18 protein-coding genes and 3 pseudogenes are annotated in these 21,633 nt (G+C 33.8%); 16 read left to right on the forward strand and 5 right to left on the reverse strand.

Annotation, left to right across the window (positions count from 1 at the left end):
- Positions 1 to 209: 209 nt before the first annotated feature.
- From ACFVQC_RS18610 to ACFVQC_RS18650, 9 genes and pseudogenes are all read left to right on the forward strand, one after another.
- A complete protein-coding gene (locus ACFVQC_RS18610; RefSeq protein WP_377895080.1) occupies positions 210 to 959 on the forward strand; it encodes a metal ABC transporter ATP-binding protein in 750 nt (249 codons plus the stop codon).
- Positions 956 to 1,822 (forward strand): metal ABC transporter permease, encoded by an 867-nt coding sequence (locus ACFVQC_RS18615; protein WP_002165479.1) that lies wholly within the window; start codon positions 956 to 958, stop codon positions 1,820 to 1,822. The genes ACFVQC_RS18610 and ACFVQC_RS18615 overlap by 4 nt, the downstream gene beginning before the upstream one ends.
- Positions 1,823 to 1,839: 17 nt before the next feature.
- Positions 1,840 to 2,775: a manganese ABC transporter substrate-binding protein/adhesin MntA gene (gene mntA / locus ACFVQC_RS18620; RefSeq protein ID WP_377895082.1), complete on the forward strand. Its 936-nt coding sequence runs from the start codon at positions 1,840 to 1,842 to the stop codon at positions 2,773 to 2,775.
- Positions 2,776 to 3,047: 272 nt separating this feature from the next.
- Positions 3,048 to 3,505 (forward strand): annotated as a pseudogene (locus tag ACFVQC_RS18625) (glycosyltransferase family protein); the annotation flags it as partial.
- Between the two features lie 199 nt (positions 3,506 to 3,704).
- Complete coding sequence (locus tag ACFVQC_RS18630) at positions 3,705 to 4,589, forward strand: alpha/beta fold hydrolase (RefSeq protein WP_377898889.1); 885 nt, start codon at positions 3,705 to 3,707, stop codon at positions 4,587 to 4,589.
- Between the two features lie 195 nt (positions 4,590 to 4,784).
- On the forward strand, positions 4,785 to 5,696 hold the full coding sequence (gene menA, locus ACFVQC_RS18635; protein ID WP_113709903.1) for a 1,4-dihydroxy-2-naphthoate polyprenyltransferase: 912 nt from the start codon (positions 4,785 to 4,787) through the stop codon (positions 5,694 to 5,696).
- Positions 5,697 to 5,868: 172 nt separating this feature from the next.
- Positions 5,869 to 6,552, forward strand: coding sequence for an N-acetylmuramoyl-L-alanine amidase family protein (locus ACFVQC_RS18640; protein ID WP_219919219.1), 684 nt, complete (start codon positions 5,869 to 5,871; stop codon positions 6,550 to 6,552).
- A gap of 303 nt (positions 6,553 to 6,855) precedes the next feature.
- On the forward strand, positions 6,856 to 7,698 hold the full coding sequence (locus tag ACFVQC_RS18645) for a polysaccharide deacetylase family protein (protein WP_377898890.1): 843 nt from the start codon (positions 6,856 to 6,858) through the stop codon (positions 7,696 to 7,698).
- Positions 7,699 to 7,928: 230 nt separating this feature from the next.
- A complete protein-coding gene (locus ACFVQC_RS18650; RefSeq protein WP_377896343.1) occupies positions 7,929 to 8,639 on the forward strand; it encodes an alpha/beta hydrolase in 711 nt (236 codons plus the stop codon).
- A gap of 115 nt (positions 8,640 to 8,754) precedes the next feature.
- Here ACFVQC_RS18650 and ACFVQC_RS18655 read toward each other — a convergent pair.
- Positions 8,755 to 8,961: pseudogene (locus ACFVQC_RS18655) on the reverse strand (YxeA family protein); the annotation flags it as partial.
- Positions 8,962 to 9,185: 224 nt separating this feature from the next.
- On the opposite strand from ACFVQC_RS18655, the gene ACFVQC_RS18660 reads away from it, so the two are divergent.
- Positions 9,186 to 9,428, forward strand: coding sequence for a DUF6262 family protein (locus ACFVQC_RS18660; protein WP_264538677.1), 243 nt, complete (start codon positions 9,186 to 9,188; stop codon positions 9,426 to 9,428).
- A gap of 150 nt (positions 9,429 to 9,578) precedes the next feature.
- Here ACFVQC_RS18660 and ACFVQC_RS18665 read toward each other — a convergent pair whose 3' ends face one another.
- The 3 genes from ACFVQC_RS18665 to ACFVQC_RS18675 all read right to left on the reverse strand — a co-directional run bounded on the left by ACFVQC_RS18665 (position 9,579) and on the right by ACFVQC_RS18675 (position 12,087).
- Positions 9,579 to 10,394 carry a sulfotransferase family 2 domain-containing protein gene (locus tag ACFVQC_RS18665; RefSeq protein ID WP_377896344.1) on the reverse strand — a complete coding sequence of 272 codons (816 nt, stop codon included), beginning with the start codon at positions 10,392 to 10,394 and terminating at the stop codon, positions 9,579 to 9,581.
- A 41-nt stretch (positions 10,395 to 10,435) separates the two neighbouring features.
- Positions 10,436 to 11,209: a sulfite exporter TauE/SafE family protein gene (locus ACFVQC_RS18670; RefSeq protein ID WP_377896345.1), complete on the reverse strand. Its 774-nt coding sequence runs from the start codon at positions 11,207 to 11,209 to the stop codon at positions 10,436 to 10,438.
- Between the two features lie 89 nt (positions 11,210 to 11,298).
- On the reverse strand, positions 11,299 to 12,087 hold the full coding sequence (locus ACFVQC_RS18675) for a sulfotransferase family 2 domain-containing protein (protein WP_377898891.1): 789 nt from the start codon (positions 12,085 to 12,087) through the stop codon (positions 11,299 to 11,301).
- A gap of 293 nt (positions 12,088 to 12,380) precedes the next feature.
- Between ACFVQC_RS18675 and ACFVQC_RS18680 the strand changes: the two genes are divergently transcribed.
- The 3 genes from ACFVQC_RS18680 to ACFVQC_RS18690 all read left to right on the forward strand — a co-directional run bounded on the left by ACFVQC_RS18680 (position 12,381) and on the right by ACFVQC_RS18690 (position 18,066).
- Positions 12,381 to 12,689 carry a YolD-like family protein gene (locus tag ACFVQC_RS18680; protein ID WP_377895957.1) on the forward strand — a complete coding sequence of 103 codons (309 nt, stop codon included), beginning with the start codon at positions 12,381 to 12,383 and terminating at the stop codon, positions 12,687 to 12,689.
- Between the two features lie 132 nt (positions 12,690 to 12,821).
- Positions 12,822 to 15,428, forward strand: a complete 2,607-nt coding sequence (ppsA, locus tag ACFVQC_RS18685; RefSeq protein ID WP_377895956.1) for a phosphoenolpyruvate synthase — start codon at positions 12,822 to 12,824, stop codon at positions 15,426 to 15,428.
- Positions 15,429 to 15,678: 250 nt separating this feature from the next.
- Positions 15,679 to 18,066 carry an immune inhibitor A domain-containing protein gene (locus tag ACFVQC_RS18690; RefSeq protein ID WP_377895955.1) on the forward strand — a complete coding sequence of 796 codons (2,388 nt, stop codon included), beginning with the start codon at positions 15,679 to 15,681 and terminating at the stop codon, positions 18,064 to 18,066.
- A 247-nt stretch (positions 18,067 to 18,313) separates the two neighbouring features.
- On the opposite strand, the gene ACFVQC_RS18695 is transcribed toward ACFVQC_RS18690, so the two are convergent.
- Entirely contained in the window at positions 18,314 to 18,931 is a 618-nt protein-coding gene (locus ACFVQC_RS18695; RefSeq protein WP_377895954.1) for a TetR/AcrR family transcriptional regulator, read from the reverse strand.
- Between the two features lie 172 nt (positions 18,932 to 19,103).
- Here ACFVQC_RS18695 and ACFVQC_RS18700 point away from each other — a divergent pair, with 172 nt between their 5' ends.
- From ACFVQC_RS18700 to ACFVQC_RS18710, 3 genes and pseudogenes are all read left to right on the forward strand, one after another.
- A complete protein-coding gene (locus tag ACFVQC_RS18700; RefSeq protein WP_377895953.1) occupies positions 19,104 to 20,285 on the forward strand; it encodes a YhgE/Pip domain-containing protein in 1,182 nt (393 codons plus the stop codon).
- A gap of 204 nt (positions 20,286 to 20,489) precedes the next feature.
- Positions 20,490 to 20,924: a ferritin-like domain-containing protein gene (locus ACFVQC_RS18705; RefSeq protein ID WP_002146850.1), complete on the forward strand. Its 435-nt coding sequence runs from the start codon at positions 20,490 to 20,492 to the stop codon at positions 20,922 to 20,924.
- 237 nt (positions 20,925 to 21,161) lie between these two features.
- A pseudogene (locus ACFVQC_RS18710) lies at positions 21,162 to 21,622 on the forward strand (DUF2691 family protein).
- Positions 21,623 to 21,633: the final 11 nt, after the last annotated feature.

Genomic DNA, 21,633 nt, shown 5'->3' on the forward strand with positions numbered 1-21,633 from the left:
TAGTGATAATGATTTTTATTATATATTCATAAATTAGTAAAAAGTAGTTTACAAATTTGTATTAGGCTTATATAATTTGACTCATATAAAAAAGTTTCCTCAAGGAAACTTAGGTGTGAATTTACATTCATATTATATTTTTTGTTCGAAAGTTGCCTTTGTGCAAAATAATTATATTAACGAAAAAAAGAAGGGGTAATACATAAAAAATGAGTGAGGCTATAATCGTCAAAGATTTGTTTGTATCCTATCAAGGGAATCAAGTAGTTCAAAACGTTTCCTTTGAAATTGAAAAAGGAAAACTCGTTGGAATTATTGGTCCAAACGGAGCGGGAAAATCTACTTTAATGAAAGCTGTATTAGATTTAATTCCAAATGATAAGGGATATGTTCAAATTCTTGGAGAAGATATTCGAAGCGTTAGAAAGAGTGTTGCATATGTACCGCAAAGAAGTGATATAGATTGGGACTTCCCGATTACAGTTTTAGATGTCGTGTTAATTGGAACGTATCCATCTTTAGGTATGATGAAAAGACCGAAGAAAGAGCAGCGGGATTGGGCATTTGAATGCTTAAAGAAAGTCGGAATGGAAGAGTTTAAAAACCGTCAAATTGGTGAGCTTTCAGGTGGACAACAACAACGTGTCTTTTTGGCGAGAGCTTTAGCACAAAAGGCGGAGATATTCTTTTTAGATGAGCCGTTTGTTGGAATTGATGTAACGAGTGAAGAGACAATCATTACAATTCTGAGAGAATTACGTAAAGAAGGAAAAACAATTGTCGTTGTACATCATGATTTAAGTAAAGCAGAATCGTATTTTGATAAATTACTATTATTGAATAAAAGCTTAATTCATTACGGAGAAGTACGACAAGTATTAGAACCAACCGTTATGTCAAAGGCATATGTAAATCAAGGAATATTGTTTAATAATGCAGCGGAGGTACATTCCTCATGAAGATTGTAGAATTTATAGATGCATTAACGCAGTACAGTTTTCTGCAGAAGGCGTTATTAACTTCCGTTATGGTAGGAGTTATTTGTGGTGTAATAGGATGTTTTATTATTTTACGAGGTATGGCATTAATGGGTGACGCCATCTCACATGCTGTTCTTCCAGGAGTAGCGCTTTCTTATATGATTGGAATGAATTATTTCATAGGAGCGGTTTTAACAGGTGTTATTACTGCAGTTGGAATTGGATTTGTAAGTCAAAATAGTAGAATTAAACATGATATGGCGATAGGGATTATGTTCACATCTGTATTTGCTATAGGGATTATTTTAATTACGTTTATGAAGAGTAGTTCTGATTTGTATCATATTTTATTCGGAAATGTCCTATCAGTTCGTTCTTCTGATATGTGGATGACACTTATTATCGGAGTGGTCATTATTGGGCTTGTGATGTTGTTTTACAAAGAATTACTCGTATCCACTTTTGATCCAACGATGGCGCAAAGTTACGGATTACCGAACAAATGGATTCATTATGGCTTAATGATTCTACTTACAATGGTTACAGTAGCATCACTTCAAACTGTAGGGATTATTCTAGTTGTCGCTATGCTTATTACACCAGCGGCTACAGCGTATTTATTAACAAATCGTTTATGGGTCATGATTTATTTAGCTGCAGGTATTGGTGCACTTTCATCTGTAGTAGGGCTATATTTTAGTTTCTCTTATAATCTTGCTTCAGGTGCAACAATTGTTCTTGTCGCAACATTCTTGTTCGCATTGGCATTCTTTTTCTCACCGTCACAAGGTTTGTTTTGGAGAGCTATCAAAATTAGAAAAAATAGAGCAGAGTTGTCATAATTGATTGGAGGATAAAAATGAAATTTAAAAATGTTTTATTATCGGTGATTTGTATTTTCGTATTTGCATTAACAGCGTGTTCTAGTAACACAAATGGAAAAGAAGAGGGTAGTGGAAAATTAAAAGTTGTAACTACATACTCCATTATATATGATATGGTGAAGCAAATTGGCGGAGATAAAGTTGAGATTCATAGTCTTGTTCCAATTGGGGCTAACCCGCATGAATATGATCCACTACCAAAAGATGTTATGAAAATGACTGATGCAGATATGGTGTTTTACAATGGATTAAACCTAGAAGAGGGCGGAGCATGGTTTAAAAAACTATTGAAAACTGCAAACAAATCAGAAAAAGATGCACCGGTTTATAAAGTAAGTGAAGGTGTAGAGGCTATTTATTTAGAAACTAAGGGATTAGAAAAAGAACCAGATCCACATGCATGGATGAATATTAAAAATGGTATTTTATATGCTGAAAATGTGAAAAAGGCATTAATTAAAGAAGATCCTAAAAATAAAGAGTTCTATACTAAAAATGCCGACAAGTATGTAGCAGAACTTCAAAAGTTACACGATGAGACAGTGAATAGAATTCATCAAATCCCTGAGGAAAAACGTTTTTTAATCTCTAGTGAAGGTGCTTTTAAATACTTTGGAAAAGCATATGACATTAAGACGGGATACATTTGGGAAATTAACTCGGAAAACCAAGGTACTCCAGATCAAATTAGAGATGTTGTAGGTGTAATTCAAACAAACAAAGTGCCAGCCTTATTTGTTGAAACAAGTGTAGATCGACGTAGCATGGAAACTGTTTCAAAAGAAACAAACGTGCCGATTGCAGGGACAATTTTTACAGACTCACTAGGTAAATCAGGTGAGGATGGAGATACTTACTTGAAAATGATGAAATGGAATACAGATACAATTATTAATGGGTTACAAAAATAAAATCTAGCTAGTGTAACTATTGAAGTTCTATAAGATCAGAAAGAGCCAACTCATGTGAATTGGCTCTTTCTTTTAAGTATCATGTTTATTAATAATTTGGCTGAATATATCTTAGTTATATTCGCTTCGTAACAGCTTCTAAAGAAGATGAAACAATATTACAAGAAGCATCACCTTCAAAAATCCCATTAGCCTGTAAAATGAGGGAAGTTCAACATAATGGACATAAACGGTGCTTATACATGTAAAGTAAGAGGTCACTAAAATGAATAAAGACTGCTAATATTGTAGGATTTGGTTGGGAGAATTTAAAGAATTATGAAAGATTAAAGGATAAAATACAACTCTTGCGCTTGCTAAGTATGAAGATGCGTTACAATTTTACGTATCTACTAAAATCAATATAAATTTACATCGTTCACCAAGTGATCAGGAATTGAATTGTAATTCTGTAAATATCCAAGCATATTCAGTAAATAATAGGACGTTTGAAATTAATGCCGTAGGTTCTTTTCAATTAACTGATATACGCCCAGATGTATCAAAGCATTATACACCAGGTGTCGAAATAGAAACTTTTTATAGTGCATCGGAGTATTATTTGGAACATGTACAAGAAAGAAAACGTATAGCAAAAAATGGGCTGGATAGGACTTTGAAAAATCACACATATGATAAACGAATGCTACAATTATTAAACTATATTAATTTCATGGGCGTGAAGATGTAGTCTAATTATTAACTTAAATATATTAGCATTGGTAAACATGAAGTTAAGCGTTTAGTGCTTTCAACTAGAGTTAACTCTCGCATTCTATAAAAATCATTTACGAAAAAGAAATTTGGATAATTTTGTCGAATTTATTTATTCTGAAAAAACAATTTCGTATTCGAACTAATTTACATCTAATAATTAGAGGAGATTAAAAATGAATCACTTTTTTGTAGAATTTGGCGAATATCAAGCAAGTGTTTGTGAATGGGGGGATAAAAGTAATCCTCAAATCATTTGTTTTCATGGTTTAGGAAGTACAAAATTAAGTTTTATAGAAATAGCGGAATTTTTAAAAGATAAATATCATATTGTATCGTTTGATCTACCTGGACATGGGAAAACACCAAATTTTGAGAAGGATGAAGATTACGGTGCATCCCATTTAACAAATTGGGTAGTAGCATTACCTGAGCAGATAGGAAAAGAAACATTTCATATAGTAGCACATTCATGGGGAGCAAGCGTTGCACTTCACTTTGCGGCAGAACGTCCAGAAAAAGTGAATAAAATGGTTTTGTTAGATGGTGGTTATCATCATGGTGAAATGAATGCAGATTATTTTGCGAAGTTATATAAAGATGCGAAAGAAGGAGAGTGTCCACCGCGATCATTAGAAGAAGAAATCAACCATTATGAAAAAGATTTTGATGAATATATTTTTGATAGCAAAGAAGCATTCTTCCAATCAGAAAAACTGGCTTACAGCAGGTGGTCACCATTAATAGAACGTGCGGTTTATGACTTAATGCGAGAAGAAGATAGTAAAGTAAAATGGCATGCTACTGGCGATACCGCTAGAGGGGTAATTAAGTTTCAATATACGGTGTATAAAACATTGAAATCTCATAAAATTAAAAGCGATATTTTATTATTGTATTGTGATCTTCCCGATAATTATTTGAAAATAAGAGAATTGCAGATTGCGGAATTTAAGAAGCATATTGATATTACGACTAAGCTTTATAAAGATACAGGGCATTTAATGCATTGGGATAGACCAGAAGAGATTGCTGAGGATGTTTTAAATTGGTTGATATAAAGAAGGTCCGTTGTTCGAATGTGAGCAACGGACTTTCTTTTGAAAAACTTAATTCAAGAGTGATAAGGGGACAAGCAAGAGCATTAAAGTTCTATCGCCAATTCTTTTTTTGATATAATAGATGTGAAGCAGGAAATAGATAGAAAGATACTGCTAGTAATTTATACTTAAAATGTAGGGAGATTGAACAGAGTTATGGGGAATGAAAAAGAAATTAGTTCCGCTAAATTAATATGGAAGATGACGCGCCCACATACATTAACGGCGACGTTTTCTCCTGTAATTTTAGGGACAGTGGCATCACTTTATGTTGCCGAAATTCATTGGCTTTTATTTATTGCGATGATGGTTGCATGTTTAGCATTGCAAATAGCAACGAATTTATTTAATGAGTACTATGATTTCAAACGTGGATTAGATACCGCTGATTCTGTTGGCATCGGTGGTGGAATTGTCCGTCATGGATTGAAACCAAAAAATGTTTTAACAGTTGCGCTTTTATTGTATGTAGTAGCAGCGTTTATTGGAATTTATATTTGTATGAATAGCAGCTGGTGGTTAGTCGTCATTGGTTTAATTGGGATGGCGGTTGGCTATTTATATACAGGTGGTCCATTACCAATAGCGTACACTCCATTTGGAGAATTAGTTTCTGGATTGTTAATGGGGACATGTTTTGTACTCATTGCTTTCTTTATTCAAACGAATACTATAACGATTGAAAGTATATTGATTTCCATTCCAATTGGAATTTTAGTAGGTGCAATCAACATGTCGAATAACATCCGAGATATCGAAGAAGATATTAAAGGTGGAAGAAAGACGTTGGTAATCCTCCTTGGGAGAGAAAAAGCAGTGGTAACACTAGCTGTAGCTTTTTTAATTGCTTATTTATGGATTGCCGTAATTGTGTTGATGGGTTATATAAGCCCTTGGGCATTAGTTATGTTCCTAGGTTTGAAAAAGCCAATCTCTGCTATTCAAAGCTTCCAAAAAGGAGCAAAGGATCCCGGGTATATGCGCATCGCGATGAAATCAACAGCGATGACAAATACGATTTTTGGTTTCTTATTATCAGCAGGATTATTAATTAGTTATCTATTTTAAATAAAAAACTATTGTTAAATGACTAAACTCCAATTTCTTAATTTTAATATAGAGAAATTGGAGTTTTTATCATTTTTAAACAAAATCGACATTATCTGCACTTTATCTTTATCAGCATTCATTACTATTTTCATTAGAAACTGAATGAAAAGCTGATAAGGAGATTGTTAAAATGAAAAAAAGAGCGATATTGCTTTTATTTATTATATTAATAATGGGCACAGGAGTTAGTTTAATACATGCTAAGGGGCATAAAAATATATCACAAGAGGATTTACGATTAAGGGGAAAAACAATTGTAATTGATCCGGGGCATGGTGGAGGAGATAGAGGGACGAAAGGAAAGAAATTTGGAACGATTGAAAAAGATCTTAATTTAAAAGTAGCACAAAATATAAAGAAAGAATTAGAAGAAAGAACGGATGCAAAAGTTATATTGACACGTGAAAAGGATACTAGCTTACTTCCAGAAACAAAGCAAAAGGAAGAATTACAAGCTCGTGTCAAAGTAGTTAAAGACCATTCGGCAGATCTTTATATTAGCATTCATCATGATGCTTTTAAGGATACAAGTGTAAATGGAATAACAACTCATTATGGGGCTAATAAAAGAAAAGATAAAAAGTTAGCTAAAATCGTACAAGAAGCTATTTTTGATCAAAATATAGATAATCACGATAGAGGCATTCATGGAAGTGATTTTCTTGTCTTAAGAGAAAATCCTTCCCCGGCAATTTTAATTGAGTTAGGGTTTACATCTAATGCGAGTGATGAAAAAAGAATGAATTCAGAAGAATTCCAAACAAAATCGCAAAAGGGTATTGTGGATGGCATTATTAATTATTTTATTATGTAATAAAAGGGGCAAATAGAAAAATACTATTCTTTCTAAATCTTAATTAGAAAGAGTAGTATTTTTCTATTTTGGATGTATATTCAGTTTTCAAATTTAACTGTATTAGAGAAACCAATATCTTGCTAAAGAGTGGATGCAATAAGTTATTCTTTAACTAATTTCGACATTATCTGCATTTTACCTTTATCTATCTCTATTAATCTATTTATTGTAAATACCGGTTGAAACTAATGATTCAGTCGAGGAAAGGCTCAGCCTTATAAATAATTAATATGAAAATCAAGAGGGAAGGATCGAAAAATAATGAAAGAATCACAAAATAAGAAAAAAACAAGTGTAGTAACTAAGGCAATAATATCTCTAGGAGTTGTTTTAGCAACGACCTTTTTCACGTTCTTTTTAATTGGGGAATGGAAGTCTATCCCAGCGAAGGGAGTAGCTAATGAAAGTATGAAACAAGTTAATACTCAACAACAAGAAAAGAAAAAGAAAACATCACCAGCAAAACAGAAAAGACCTGATGGAAAGCCAGTAGGAAAAGTTGTTTATTTAACATTTGATGACGGTCCTAGCGAATTGACTGGGAAATTTTTAGATGTACTAAAAGAGCAAAATGTTGCTTCGACATTTTTTATGCAAGGTAGCAATTTACAAAATACAGGTTTTCAGGAAAATGTAAAACGAGCAGTAAAAGAAGGACATTATATTGGTGCACATAGTATGACACATAATAGTGATAAGTTATACAAAAAAGGACAATTTGTACCAGAGATGAAAGAAGCGTTAGATCTTATCCATAATATTACGGGTACAACTCCTAAACTAGTCCGTCCACCATATGGATCTGCACCAGGATTAAAGGGTGAGGAAATTCGTAATCAAATTGTAGAAGCTGGAATGAAAGTTTGGGATTGGACAATTGATTCAAATGATTGGAAATTAAAAGATAATCCAACTCAGATTATCGAAAATGTAAAGAAACAGACAACAGAAGAAGTAGAAGTTGTTTTAATGCATGAAAAGGCACAAACATTACAAGCTCTTCCTGAAATTATTAAATTTTATAAAGAGCAAGGATATGAATTTGGGGTATATAATGATGAAAATCATTTTCGTCTAAACTTCCAGAAAGATCAACGTTTATAGTATAAACATAGTTATCTTAAAAAGGTGTTTTTTATTACTAAATTAACAACTAAACTAAAGTCGATTTTCTATACGTTAAAGAAATCGGCTTTTTCTTTATAAAATTTTATTTTAAAACGATATTTGAGGGCTCGTATTATTTTTTCTAAACTTATTAGTTAAGATTATTCGACAATTATATTAATAATAATTAAAGTATAGAATATACACATCTTAGGGAGGTGATATATGTGAAGAAATGGATGAAAATTACTCTATACTCTTTACTAGGCATCTTAATTGTAGGAAGTATTACTTTTTTGACTTGGTCTCAGTTTACTTACAAACCAACTAAAGAGGCTTTGGCTTTAGTAGATAATAAAAAAGATGAAGAGAATATAGTATTTGGACAGAAAGATGCTAAGGTAGGGATTGTTTTTTATCAAGGTGCTAAAGTAGAAGTTGAGTCTTATAGTTACTTGGGGGAAGCTCTTGCAAAAGATGGGCATTTTGTAGTAATGCCTAAGTTACTATTAAACTTAGCGATACTTGGAACAAATGTGGTAGACAGTATAATTGAAAAGTATCCTGAAGTTCAAAAATGGTATGTTGCTGGGCATTCAATGGGGGGAGCTATGATTTCTAGGTATGCCTTTCAACATGAAGAAAAGGTAGACGGTATTATTCTCTTAGGTTCTTATCCTGCAGATGATTTCTCTAACAAGCTGATGCCAATGCTATCAATTTATGGGGAAGTAGATGGCTTAGCCACTGTAGAAAAAATAATGAACAATAAAAAATTAATGTCAAAGAATACAACTATGCACATGATAAAAGGGGGGAATCATGCTAATTTCGGCATGTATGGCGAGCAAAAAGGTGATAATGCTAGCTTAATTACGTCAAAAGCACAACAAGATGAAACAGTTAAAGTAATTGAACAATGGTTATTAAAACAATGATAACTAATTTGATAAATCTCCTAAAAGAATTATCCTTCCTCCAGCATGTGAAGAAGGATAACCCAATGGTAGGTAGGAGAGGTAATAAAGAGCTAGCTCATACGAATAGGCTCTTTTATTTATCTTCTATCTTCAATTTCTCCCTTAGTTTCTCCGGAATGTCCTTTTCAGAAATAATGTCGTAAGAATAGACATACTTGCCTTTTACATGAACTTTTAAGTACGTTTTTCTTATAAAATCATTAGGAGTGTTCGTTCCTACTGTATATTCTTTCTCATTCCCTGATTCATCAATACCTTTTAGTGAGTATATAGCTCTTCCTTAAGGAGGCCTATTCCTAATATGTAAAGTAAAAATTTCTTCATGATTGTTTCTCCTTTTGTTAATTTACATTTTCAGTATAGAAAAAACTTCTTATGAATATAGAGGGAAATTCCTTAAGTTTTTCTTAACAAGATTTTTAAAGTGCGGTTATTTTAACCAATGTTTTCATGAAAATACCTGACAAAAGAACGAATGTTCTTTTGTCAGGAGTGATAACCTTAGTGAAAGCGCAATATCGAGTGAATAAAATAATACAGTTAATGAGTAAAGAAGGACAAAAAATCAATTTTAATTCAGTTTCAGAAAAAGCACTTGTTTCTAAAGCATATTTATATAGAGAACCCTTAATTAGAAAAAAGATTGAAGAGTTACTTCAACAGCAAGAAGGAATACATGATTTTAAAAAGACAAAAAAAGACATCCGATGCCTCAAAAGATGTAATCATAAAAACTTTGAAAAATAAAATCAACCATTCAAAACATAGGAACAAGTTATTAGAAAGTGAAAATGAGCATCTAAAAACACAACTAAAAAAAGAATTAGGAAAAGTATATGGAAATTTATAAATAGGAAGAAACATCGTATCATTTTTCAGATAACATACTTAACAGTACTAGGGTCTTTGCACACTTTTATGTTCAGAAAAAGAAGTTAAATCATAATTATACATAATAAAATCTTTTGCAAATATCTCTTGAACCAACTGAAGTGTTTCTGCGTCATAAAAACTATCATAAGTAGGTAATCGTGGGAAAAGAGGCTTGGTAATATCAGCTTCTGCATAAATCCCTTTGTAAATCATCTTGCTACTTTGATGATGCCAAGATTTTGATAATAGATCTAATGGTGATTTTTTTAATTTATAATCCTCTTCTAGTTTCGAAATTCCTGTGTTGAAACTTTCTAGATAAATATAGTTTGTAACAAATTCCTCTTCCCCTTGTATATATTGGTGGGTAAAGTGAGGATCTACTAGATCTAATTTGGTCATGTGTGCTTTTAAATAATACAAAAATAGTTTAAAGGAAATGGGTTTATTGCAGGTTTCGTCACCATACAGAAATAGTCGAATGGGCTTCCATGCGGGATGCTCAATATTTAGCGATGGAATCAGAGCAGCAAAAGAACTTACTGCTCTTCTATAAGGGTTTCTTACTAGTTTATACGTATTCTTTTCTTTTGCTTGTAATCCGTTGGCTAATTGTATTAAATGATCTGTAGAGTTTGTGTATACTTCATACTCATAATTATGAATAAAAGGGTCATAATTTATTGCTTCTTCAAATAAATTAATTTGATAAAAAAACCAGTGTGCTAGCGACGTACAACCACTTTTTTGGCTCCAAAATAAGATTAGAGGAAAATCTTTATGAAAATGAGGTACGCGTCCTCTCTTAAGTATAAAATTATATAGTTCTGTATGATCCATTTTGAACCTCCATTCTTATATAACAAAAGCATAAAACGCTTTCAATAAGAGGTGACTAACTTTAGTCCACTAATACAAATAATGATAGCTAGAAATATTTGAAGAGGTTTAACGGGGATTTTAGTGGAGCATTTACTACCAAGTATGACTCCTGGAATAGAACCGATAAGTAAATTAATTGTTAATATATAATCGACGTTTCCTAAATTCATATTTAATATGCTTGCCACAGTAACTAATATGAAAGCATGTGTAATATCTGTTCCTACTAATTCAGATGTTTTCATTTGATATAAATAGATCATTGCAATAGCAAATAAAGAACCAGAGCCAACCGAGGTAAGTCCAACGATAAAACCAAGTATAGCACCAATAAAAATAGTTAAATTCTTCTTTTGTTCTAAAGTTTGTTTTTGAAAATAATTTTGTGTAGATTCATTATAGAAAAAGGCTTTTATAAAAATAGAGATTGCTGCAAAGATTAAAACATAACCTAATACATATTTTATGATTCCCTCTCGATTGAAATGAAAAATTGGTAAAAAATGAATAGTTATTATTGCGATAACTGCACTAGGTATGCTCCCCATAGCTAGATATTTTACTAATCTAAAGTTTATAGTCTTCTGTTTCCAGTGTTGGGATATTCCAAACATTTTAGTGATAGAATTATATACTAGATCTGTTCCAACAGCGATGGAAGGACTTATACCTAATGTTAGGAGAAATGGAGTCAATAATGCTGCGCCTCCTATCCCTGTTACCCCAACTAATACCCCTATGATGAAACCCATCATTATAATAGAAACACTCATTATAATTCCCCTTCCATACCGCTGGCTTTTAGTAGTGGTTTTCGTTTTTAAAGAGACTCTATGCATAGTGGGGGTTATAGGTATATTAGTTAAAAATTAATTTCATTCTTTTTATATCCATATGCTTCAAAATCGTCATTATATATTTCTGAAACAAGCTTTAGAGCTTCTTCATCATAAAAACTTCGATAGGTTGGTAATGAAGGGAATTGTGGATTTGTAATATCTCTATTTGCATAGTTTTCTTTATAAATCATTTGATGTGCCCTATGATGAGTGGAGTTTGTAAGGAGTGATATATCAGAAGAAAGTAATCCATATTCTTTCTCCAGCTTCGGAATTATTGTATTAAAATTCTCTAGTTTTATATTTTGTTTGATGACCTTTTCTTCCCCCTCAATATATTGTTGTGAAAAATGTTGATCTAACTGACTGGATTTAGCTCCTATTTCTTTTACATAATATAAAAATTGCTTAAATGAAATTCCTTTCGAATCATTTTTATCATTATAAAAATATTCTCTAATCTGTTCCCATTGTTTCGAGGCATAAGGGTTGTCATAAAGTATTAAAAATGAGCTTACAGCTCTTTTATAAGGGTTGCACGCAAGTTTTATGGTATCCTTACTTAGTTTCAAGAGTTGCATTTCTAAATTTGTGTAGTAATCAATTTTATTTTTGTATATTTCAGATTCATAGTAATGAATGAACGGTGCATATTTCATTGCTTCCTCATATAACCCAATTTGGAAGAAAAACCAATTCGTCAGGGAAGTGCAACCGCTTCTGTGACTCCAAAATAAAATTATAGGGAAATCCTTATGATAGTGCGGAATCCGTTCGCCATACTCAATCAATTCTTTAACATTGTCCTTCATTATTTATGATATTTCATACTGGCAGTTATAACGAACGCTTAAATATAATGGTAACTACTCATACCATTGTATTTAAACATTACTGTAAAGGTACTCATTTGCATATAAAATCCCAGTGTATTAAAAATAACTTATATATGTACCTGAATTTTCTAAGCATATTGAAATGTAATAATTACTTATCAAATTTTAAAATATAGAAATCTGTTATAAGGAGAATTATGTATGAAGATATGTGTACAAAGATAGAGGGATTAATATCGCTACAATAATTTGAAAAATGTCTTGATAATATGGTGAAGTGGCAACCGTTTGCTAGTATGCCAGAGCAGTTTGTAGCTATTAAAGAAATTATAAGTGAGCAAACGAAAGTCCCGCGTCCAATCTTAACGCAGGATGCAAAGGAAATGATTGAAAATAAGCTGCTATGTTCATTTTTAGGTGAAGAAGAGTTTTTACTTACATATTATAAAGATGGCTATCTATATAAAAATTACATAACAGTGGTTGATATTAATCCGTTAAATGAGACGATTACTTGCACAGATGCTTTTCATAATCAAAGAATGTTTAAGTTTGTTGATGTGATTGAAGTGAATTAGAGGGGGGGAAATAAAAGTGATTATCTCTTCCTAACTTAATTATACCACGTAAATAACGTTCGAAATAGACTGTTTATTCTCATTTACTATTGCTACAATCAAGAACACATGCATAGTGAGGAGAGATGTTAAATGAGTTCTTTCGTTCTCGATTTTCAGGAAATAAAAAAGACGCAGCTTTCGCTCGTTGGTGGAAAAGGATTGAATTTAGGGGCGTTAACAAACATTCAAGGGATACAAGTGCCAGAAGGATTTTCTGTTACAACGATAGGGTATCAACAAGCCATCGAACAAAATGAAGAGCTTCGAACTTTGTTACAGCAGCTAACAAAGTTGAAAATAGAAGAGCGAGCTCAAATTGGTGAAATTAGTAAGAAGATTAGAGAAATCATTATGGCAGTAGACATTCCAGTTGATGTAGCGGAATCAGTAGCTCAATCTCTCTCTCGTTTTGGCGATGAGCATGCCTATGCAGTGCGTTCTAGTGCTACTGCTGAAGATTTACCATATGCCTCGTTTGCTGGTCAACAAGATACGTATTTAAATATCATCGGAAAAGAAGCGATTTTGCAGCATATTAAAAAATGCTGGGCTTCCTTATTTACAGATCGAGCTGTTATATATCGAATGCAAAACGATTTTGATCATAATCAAGTTTCTATATGTGTTGTCGTTCAAAGGATGGTATTCCCGGAGGCTTCGGGAATTTTATTTACTGCGGATCCGATTACTTCTAATCGAAAGGTGTTATCAATTGATGCCAGCTTTGGACTTGGCGAGGCGCTAGTATCTGGATTGGTATCTGCCGATAATTATAAAGTAAAAGAGGGCGAAATCGCCGGAAAGATGATTGCAACTAAAAAAATAGCTATCTATGGACGGAAAGAAGGCGGAACAGAAACAAAGCAAATTGCACCTAATCAGCAAAATGTTCAAACACTTACTGAACAACAACTATTACAACTAGCACGTATCGGAAGACAGATTGAAGCTTATTTTGGTTGTCCGCAAGATATCGAATGGTGTTTAGTTGAGGGTACATTTTATATTGTCCAAAGTAGGGCGATAACTACTCTATATCCAATTCCAGAAGCAAACCATCAAGAAAATCACGTGTATGTATCCGTTGGTCACCAACAAATGATGACCGATGCGATGAAACCACTAGGGTTATCTTTTTTCCTGTTAACGACTAGTGCTCCTATGCGTAAAGCGGGGGGAAGGTTATTTGTTGATGCTACACAAAAATTAGCTTCACCTACTAGCAGAGATTACTTAATAAACACTTTAGGAAAATCGGATCCGCTCATACGAGATGCATTAACGACTGTAATAGAGCGAGATAATTTTATCAAATTGTTACCGGAGGATGAAAAAGAAAAGAGTGTTGGTAAAAGTATGCCACCTGCAAGTTCGCAACCACAAATCGAAAACGATCCAGCAATCGTTACGGATTTAATAAAGAATAGTCAAGCATCGATCGAAGAGTTAAAACAAAACATTCAAACGAAATCAGGGGTGGATGTACTTGATTTTATTTTGGAAGATATTAAGCAATTAAGGAAAGTATTATTTAGCCCGCAAAGTATATCTGTCATTATGGCAGGTATGAATGCTTCATTATGGATGAATGAAAAGATGGAGCAATGGCTAGGAGAAAAAAATGCAGCAGACACACTTTCGCAATCTGTACAAAATAATATTACTTCAGAAATGGGTTTAGCATTAATGGATGTTGCGGATGTGATTCGTCCTTATCCGAATGTCATTGAATATTTACAACATGTAAAAGATAATAGCTTTTTAGATGAATTAGTTCAGTTTAAAGACGGAGAAAAAGCTCGAGATGCAATCGATGCTTTTCTAAATAAATACGGAATGAGATGCAGCGGAGAAATCGACATTACGAAAACGCGCTGGAGTGAAAAGCCAACAACCATTATCCCGATGATTTTAAATAACATAAGAGACTTTGAAGCTGGTGCTAGTAAGCAGAAGTTTGAAGAAGGACTGCAGGAAGCTTTGAAAAAAAAAGAAGAGTTATTAGATCGATTGCAGCATTTGCCGGAGGGTAAACAAAAAGTAGAAGAAACGAAGCGAATGATTCGTAATATCCGTAATTTTATCGGTTATCGTGAATACCCGAAATACGGCATGATTAATCGCTATTTCATATATAAGCAGGCAATATTGAAAGAAGCCAAGCAACTCGTGCAAAATAGCGTTATTAATGAAATAGAAGATATATACTATTTGACTTTTGAAGAGCTTCACGAAGTCGTCCGCACGAATAAACTAGATTACGAGCTTATTCATAAACAAAAAAATGATTACAAAGTATATGAAAAACTAACGCCACCGCGTGTGATGACGTCTGATGGAGAAATCATTACAGGTAAATATAAACGAGAAAATCTCCCGGCTGAAGCGATTGTAGGTCTGCCTGTTTCCTCAGGGGTTATTGAGGGGAGAGCTCGCGTTATTTTAAATATGGAAGATGCGAATTTAGAAGATGGAGATATATTGGTTACGGCATTTACTGACCCTGGCTGGACACCATTGTTTGTGTCTATAAAAGGGTTAGTCACTGAAGTTGGCGGGCTCATGACGCACGGAGCAGTTATCGCACGTGAATATGGATTACCAGCAGTCGTCGGAGTAGAGGACGCTACGAAACTAATAAAAGACGGGCAACGAATTCGAGTACATGGAACAGAAGGGTATATTGAAATATTGTAGTTGCGCTTCAAATGAAAGATCATCCGTTATGTGTAGTGGATGATCTTTTTATTTTTTTAGTCAGCTGCATACACGATTCAAATTCACATGCAAGAAGCAACCGTAAACATCGATGAATCAGAATGTATATCAATCTAAACCAAAGAATATTTTCAAAAATATTACAAATTAAGACAAAGTATTGTGAATTAACAGAATATTCTTTATTATATAAACGTTGGAACGTATTTAATATCGGGGAGGAATAGGGATGAAGAAAAAGCCTTTTAAGGTGCTGTCTACGCTCGCGGCGACAGCTGTGCTTAGTTGCACATTTGGATTTGGTAGTCAATCTGTTTATGCGGCAATGCCGTCTAATGCAGGAACTTTAAGTCCAATTGATGAAAATTTAATTCAAGAGGATCGTTTAGCAGATGCGCTCAAGAAACGCGGTGTAATTAGTGAATCTACGTCGAAAGAAGACACATTAAAAGCTGTTGAAAAATACGTAGAGAAGAAAAAAGGCGAAAATGCTGGAAAAGAACCAGCAGCAGGGGACAGTGTTACGAGAGAAGCTTCTGACTTTTTGAAAAAAGTTAAAGATGCAAAAGCAGATGAGAAAGAAAAAACAAATCAACCTGTTAGTGGTCCGGTAGCTGGACAAGAGTCGGTTAAAGGGGGATTAAACGGCAAAGTACCAACTACTTCAGCGAAGCAAAAACAATATAATGGTGATGTTCGTAAAGATAAAGTTCTTGTATTGCTAGTAGAGTTTGCGGACTTTAAGCATAACAATATTGATCAAGTACCAGGTTATATGTATTCAAATGATTTTAATCCAGAACATTATCAAAAAATGTTATTTGGTGATGAGCCGTTTACACTCTTTGATGGTTCAAAAGTCCCAACATTTAAACAATATTATGAAGAGCAATCTGGTGGTAGTTATACAGTCGATGGGACAGTAACAAAGTGGTTGACAGTTCCAGGTACAGCAGCGGATTATGGTGCAGATGCAGGAGATGGCGGTCATGATAATAAAGGACCAAAAGGACCTCGTGATTTTGTAAAAGAGGCATTAAATGCAGCTGTAGAAAGTGGTATTGATTTATCTGAATTTGACCAATACGATCAATATGACAATAATGGTGATGGCAATAAAAACGAATCAGATGGTCTTATTGATCACTTAATGGTTATTCACGCTGGAGTTGGGCAAGATGGAGGCGGTGGTAGACTAGGTGATGACGCAATTTGGTCACATCGCTGGAACCTTGGAGCACCGTATCCAATTGAAGGAACAAAAGCAAAGGTTGATAACTGGGGCGGTAAAATGGCAGCATACGATTACACAATTGAACCAGAAGACGGAGCAGTTGGTGTATTCGCACATGAATTTGGTCATGATTTAGGTCTTCCAGATGAGTATGATACAAAGTATTCAGGAGCAGGTGAGCCAATTAACTCTTGGTCTGTTATGAGCGGCGGTAGCTGGGCTGGTAAAATTGCAGGTTCAACGCCACCGAGTTTCTCTCCGCAAAACAAAGAGTTCTTTCAAAAGAACATGGGTGGGAACTGGGCAAATATTGTAGAGGTTGACTATGATAAATTAAATCGTGGTATCGGTTTGGCGACGTACTTAGATCAAAGTGTAACGAAATCAAATCGTCCTGGCCTGATTCGTGTTAACTTACCAGATAAAGATGTAAAAGGTATTCAGTCTGCATTCGGTAAGAAATATTACTATAGTACAAAAGGGGATAATCTCCATACAACATTAGAAACACCAGTGTTTGATTTAACAAATGCAACACTGGCGAAGTTTGATTACAAATCATTGTATGAAATTGAAACAGGTTATGACTTCCTTGAAGTACATGCAGTGACAGAAGATGGTAAGAAAACGTTAGTGGATCGAATTGGCGAAAAGAATGTGAAAAATGGTCTAGACACAACGGATGGTAAATGGGTAGATAAGTCATATGACTTAAGCCAATTTAAAGGTCAAAAAATAAAACTAGTATACGAATACATTACAGATGGTGGTTTAGCACCGAACGGTTTTACTTTTGATAACGCTACATTAACTGTAGATGGAAATGTTGTGTTCTCTGATGATGCAGAAGGCGAATCGAAATTAAAATTAAATGGTTTCGTTGTATCAAACGGTTTTGATAAGAAGAAACATAACTACTATTTAGAGTGGAGAAACTACGCTGGTGCTGATCAAGCATTAAAATATAGCAGTGGTGTACCGTATAATACAGGTCTTGTTGTATGGTATGCAGACTCTAGCTTTACAGATAATTGGGTTGGTATGCATCCAGGCGAAGGTTTCTTAGGGGTTGTTGACTCTCACCCAGAGGCAATTGTTGGAACGCTAAACGGCAAACCAACTGTTCAAAATAGTACACGATACCAAATCGCAGATGCTGCGTTCTCCTTTAACCAAACGCCAGCATGGAAAGTTGTATCTCCAACACGTGGAACATATGATTACAAAGGGTTACCAGGTGTAACGAAGTTTGATGATTCTAAATCGTATATGAACGATTTAATCCCAGATGCAGGACGTAAATTACCGAAGCTTGGATTGAAATTTGAAGTAGTTGGACAAGCAGATGATAATACTGCAGGTGCAGTTCGTTTATATCGTTAATAATGGAGAAGCTGTTGAATAGGATTCCTTTCAACAGCTTTTTTCATAGGAACATAAATTTCTAGCTATTAATAAATACACAGCTATAGGGTATTACTCTAATGAAAATTACATAATAGTAGTTGATATAAAACCATTAAATGAGATGATTACTTTTACAGAGACAGAGATGTTTTTCGTAATAAATGCATCTGTAAGGTTATTGATGTAATTGAGGTTGATAAAAACATAGTTCAATGCGACTGACTTATTTTTTTAAACCTGCTGCATAGAAAGGTCCATGAACTGCGATTGTTGATAAAATACGAGCAATTTCCTCAGGTGTTTCTTTTTGTCCATTATTTAACCATTGCTGAATGACACCTATATGTGCAGAAGCCATATAAGAGGTTAAGTATTGGCTTGGGACAAGCAAATTCTCCTTATTAATGAGAGCTCCATTCGTATCTTCAAATAGTGTTTTCCACATAAAGTCTTTCAGTTTTGTTTGGAAAGATAAATCTCCTTTTGGGCTTAGTACAGCTTTCATAAAACCACTATTTTCATTTAGAAATTCAAGTATAGAAGCGATAAGTACAAATGGAGTTGTTGGGGAAGGGTTTGATCCAAGATCCGCAATAACTTCCGGAAATTTCTTTTTTGCAATGCTAGAAAATTCATGCATAATTTCTTCTTGGCATTTCGTCATTAAATCAAATTTATCTTGATAATGTGTATAAAACGTACCGCGGTTTATGTTCGCTTTCGTTGTAATATCTTTCACTGTAATGGCATCAAAGCCTTTTTCCTCGATTAACTCCACTAATGCATTTCGTATTGCCGTTTTTGTACGAATTACGCGTAAATCTAGATTACTATCTCGCAAAGTATGTTCCTCCTTAATTTTTTTCAACACATTTATCAATTGTGTCTTATAACCGACACAATCACGATTTTTGATTATTGAGTAAGGTTTAGCTCAAACATATAATTCAAAATATAAATAAACAACACGTCGTTCATTTATTGTAACTAAAATTAAAGGGGGAGAAAAGAAAATGTTTAAAAATAAGCTTTTATTATTATCACCAGTCATTGCACTACTTGTTGTTTTCATTTTTTCATTAACATTATTCCCGACAGTTCAACCTCAGCCGAAAAACTTGCCAATTGCAATTGTAAATGAAGATCAAGGAGTAGAAATTCCGAATCAACCTAAAATGAATATGGGGCAAACAATTGTTGATACGATGAAAAACAAATTGAAATCAGATGAAGAACCTGCGGTGAAATGGGTAGAAGTAAAAAATAAAGAAGCCGTTCAAAAAGGTTTAAATAATAAAGAATATTATGCGGCATTAGTCATTCCGAAAGAATTCAGTGCAAAACAAGCATCATTACGAACACCACAGCCATCTTCACCAGAGGTAGAAATATTCATAAATCAAGGAATGAATACAGCGGCATCAACTATGGCAGGGCAAATATTAAATGGTGTAGTTGATAATATGAACAATACTGTTCGTACACAACTATTAGACGGATTGAAAGCAAAAGGAGCTACTTTAACAGCTGATCAAGCTTCAAATTTAGTAACACCTATTGCGAAGAAAGTGACAAATGTGAATGAAATTGGCAAAAATAGTGCGAACGGTAATTCACCAGTATCTTTATTCCAACCGCTATGGATTGCAAGTTTAGCTAGTGCAGCGATTATCTTTATTGCGATTAGCAAAATGCCGGTAGGTACAAGAAAAGAAAACTTTGTATTAAAACTAAAACAAATATTAGCTGGAGCTATCGCGGCGCTTGTAATTGGATTTGGACTAACGTGGATCGCGGATGGCATGGTAGGATTAAATATTTCAAACTTCAGGGATACGGCTCTATTCTTATCCATCACTTCTTTTAGTTTCTTCTTAATGATTTCGGCGGTCCTTTCATTAGTTGGACTAAAAGGTATCGGTTTATTTGCACTCTTACTATTCTTCGGAGCACCGTTATTATCATTAGCACCTGAAATGTTGTCTCCGTTTTATCAAGATTGGATTTACTCATGGTTACCAATGAAATTTATGATCGAAGGACTTAGAGAAATATTCTTCTTCGGAAAAGGGTTAAGCTGGAGTACACCTGTTACTGTGCTTGTTTGGATTGGTGTGGTAAGTATGGCTATCGTTTTAATAACGGCCTTCAAGCGTAGTGCGATAAAGGAACATAAAACTGAATTAAGTGCTTAAAAGGTAAAGAACGTTTCACTTGTAGTGAAGCGTTTTTTTTGATGAATTCATTATGAATTGATAAGGAAATTAAGCAGCGATAGATAGGCTTTTTCAATATTTTAAAGGTGATTGAAGAAATAGTATTTGCGGTTCTTTTTTGTATACATGCTCCTACTATTTCAAAGTGCATAAAATGTTATGCGAAATTATGGAGGGGATACGATGTATAATTCGAATTATCATGATTGGTATAGGCAGAATGATAAGTTGATAAGTGATATTGAAAAAGCTATAAACGGAGAGTTTACTGCCATAAATTGCTATGCTAAATTAGCTAACATGGCTCCAAATCAAGTAGAACAAAAACAAATTCTTGAAATCCGTAATGATGAAATAAGGCATTTTCAAAATTTTGTACAAATCTATACGAATTTAACTGGCAGGCAGCCGAAACCGCAGATCAATGAAGGATGTCCTAATACGTACTTACAAGGATTAGAATTCGCTATACAAGATGAGCAAAAGACTGTAGATTTTTATTTAGAAATTTCAGATGAAACATCAGATGCATCTATGAAAGATTTGTTGCGGAGAATAGCTGCAGATGAACAAAATCATGCGGTATGGTTTTTATATTACTTTGTGAAGTCGAAGTGAGCATTAAGAATGAATGGCTGATGTGGTGAATATATTAGGAATTATTTTAAAACGCAGTGCAACAATTGAATAAGATATTTAAATGTAAGCAGAAGGAAACCGTTTCGCTAGTAGTGGAGCGGTTTTTTATGATGAAATACAAGTTACATAGGTATCGACAAAATAGAGTAATCAAATTTGATATATAATGTATGAAACAAAAATGAAAATAAAAATAAATAAGCTAGGAGCAAACAAATGAAAAGAGGCATTTTTGTAGATATTCCAAATGAATATGATAATTTACTTTGGAAAGTATTAAAGTCAATTCAAATTTCTTCATTTGATTGGTGGGGAGTGAGGAGTCATACTTAGTAGCACGTGGTGGATTGGATGATGCGTTATTTCCAGAAGAACCAAGTGTAGTAGAAGGATTAGATTTGAAAAAGTTAGTTAAAGACAACATATATTATCTCATTTTTGTAGATTTAAAGGCATATCCAAAAGGAGAAGCAGCAGTAGATATTGAAACATATGAAGAGTTTAAGGAGAGTAAGTGTGAGGTAGTCGTATTAGTGGTGGATGCTCAATACATACAAATTTATGCGAAAGATCAAGAAGCGATTGAATTGATGTATGAAAATGCACTGAATCAAGGTTTTTACGTTGAATACGTTACAGATGAAAATGACGGTAGAACGCGTTTGTCAGTATGGTAGTAATATGAAAG

This window comes from Bacillus sp. NPDC057893, from assembly GCF_042796455.1.
In the GTDB taxonomy this organism is placed as follows: Bacteria; Bacillota; Bacilli; order Bacillales; family Bacillaceae_G; genus Bacillus_A.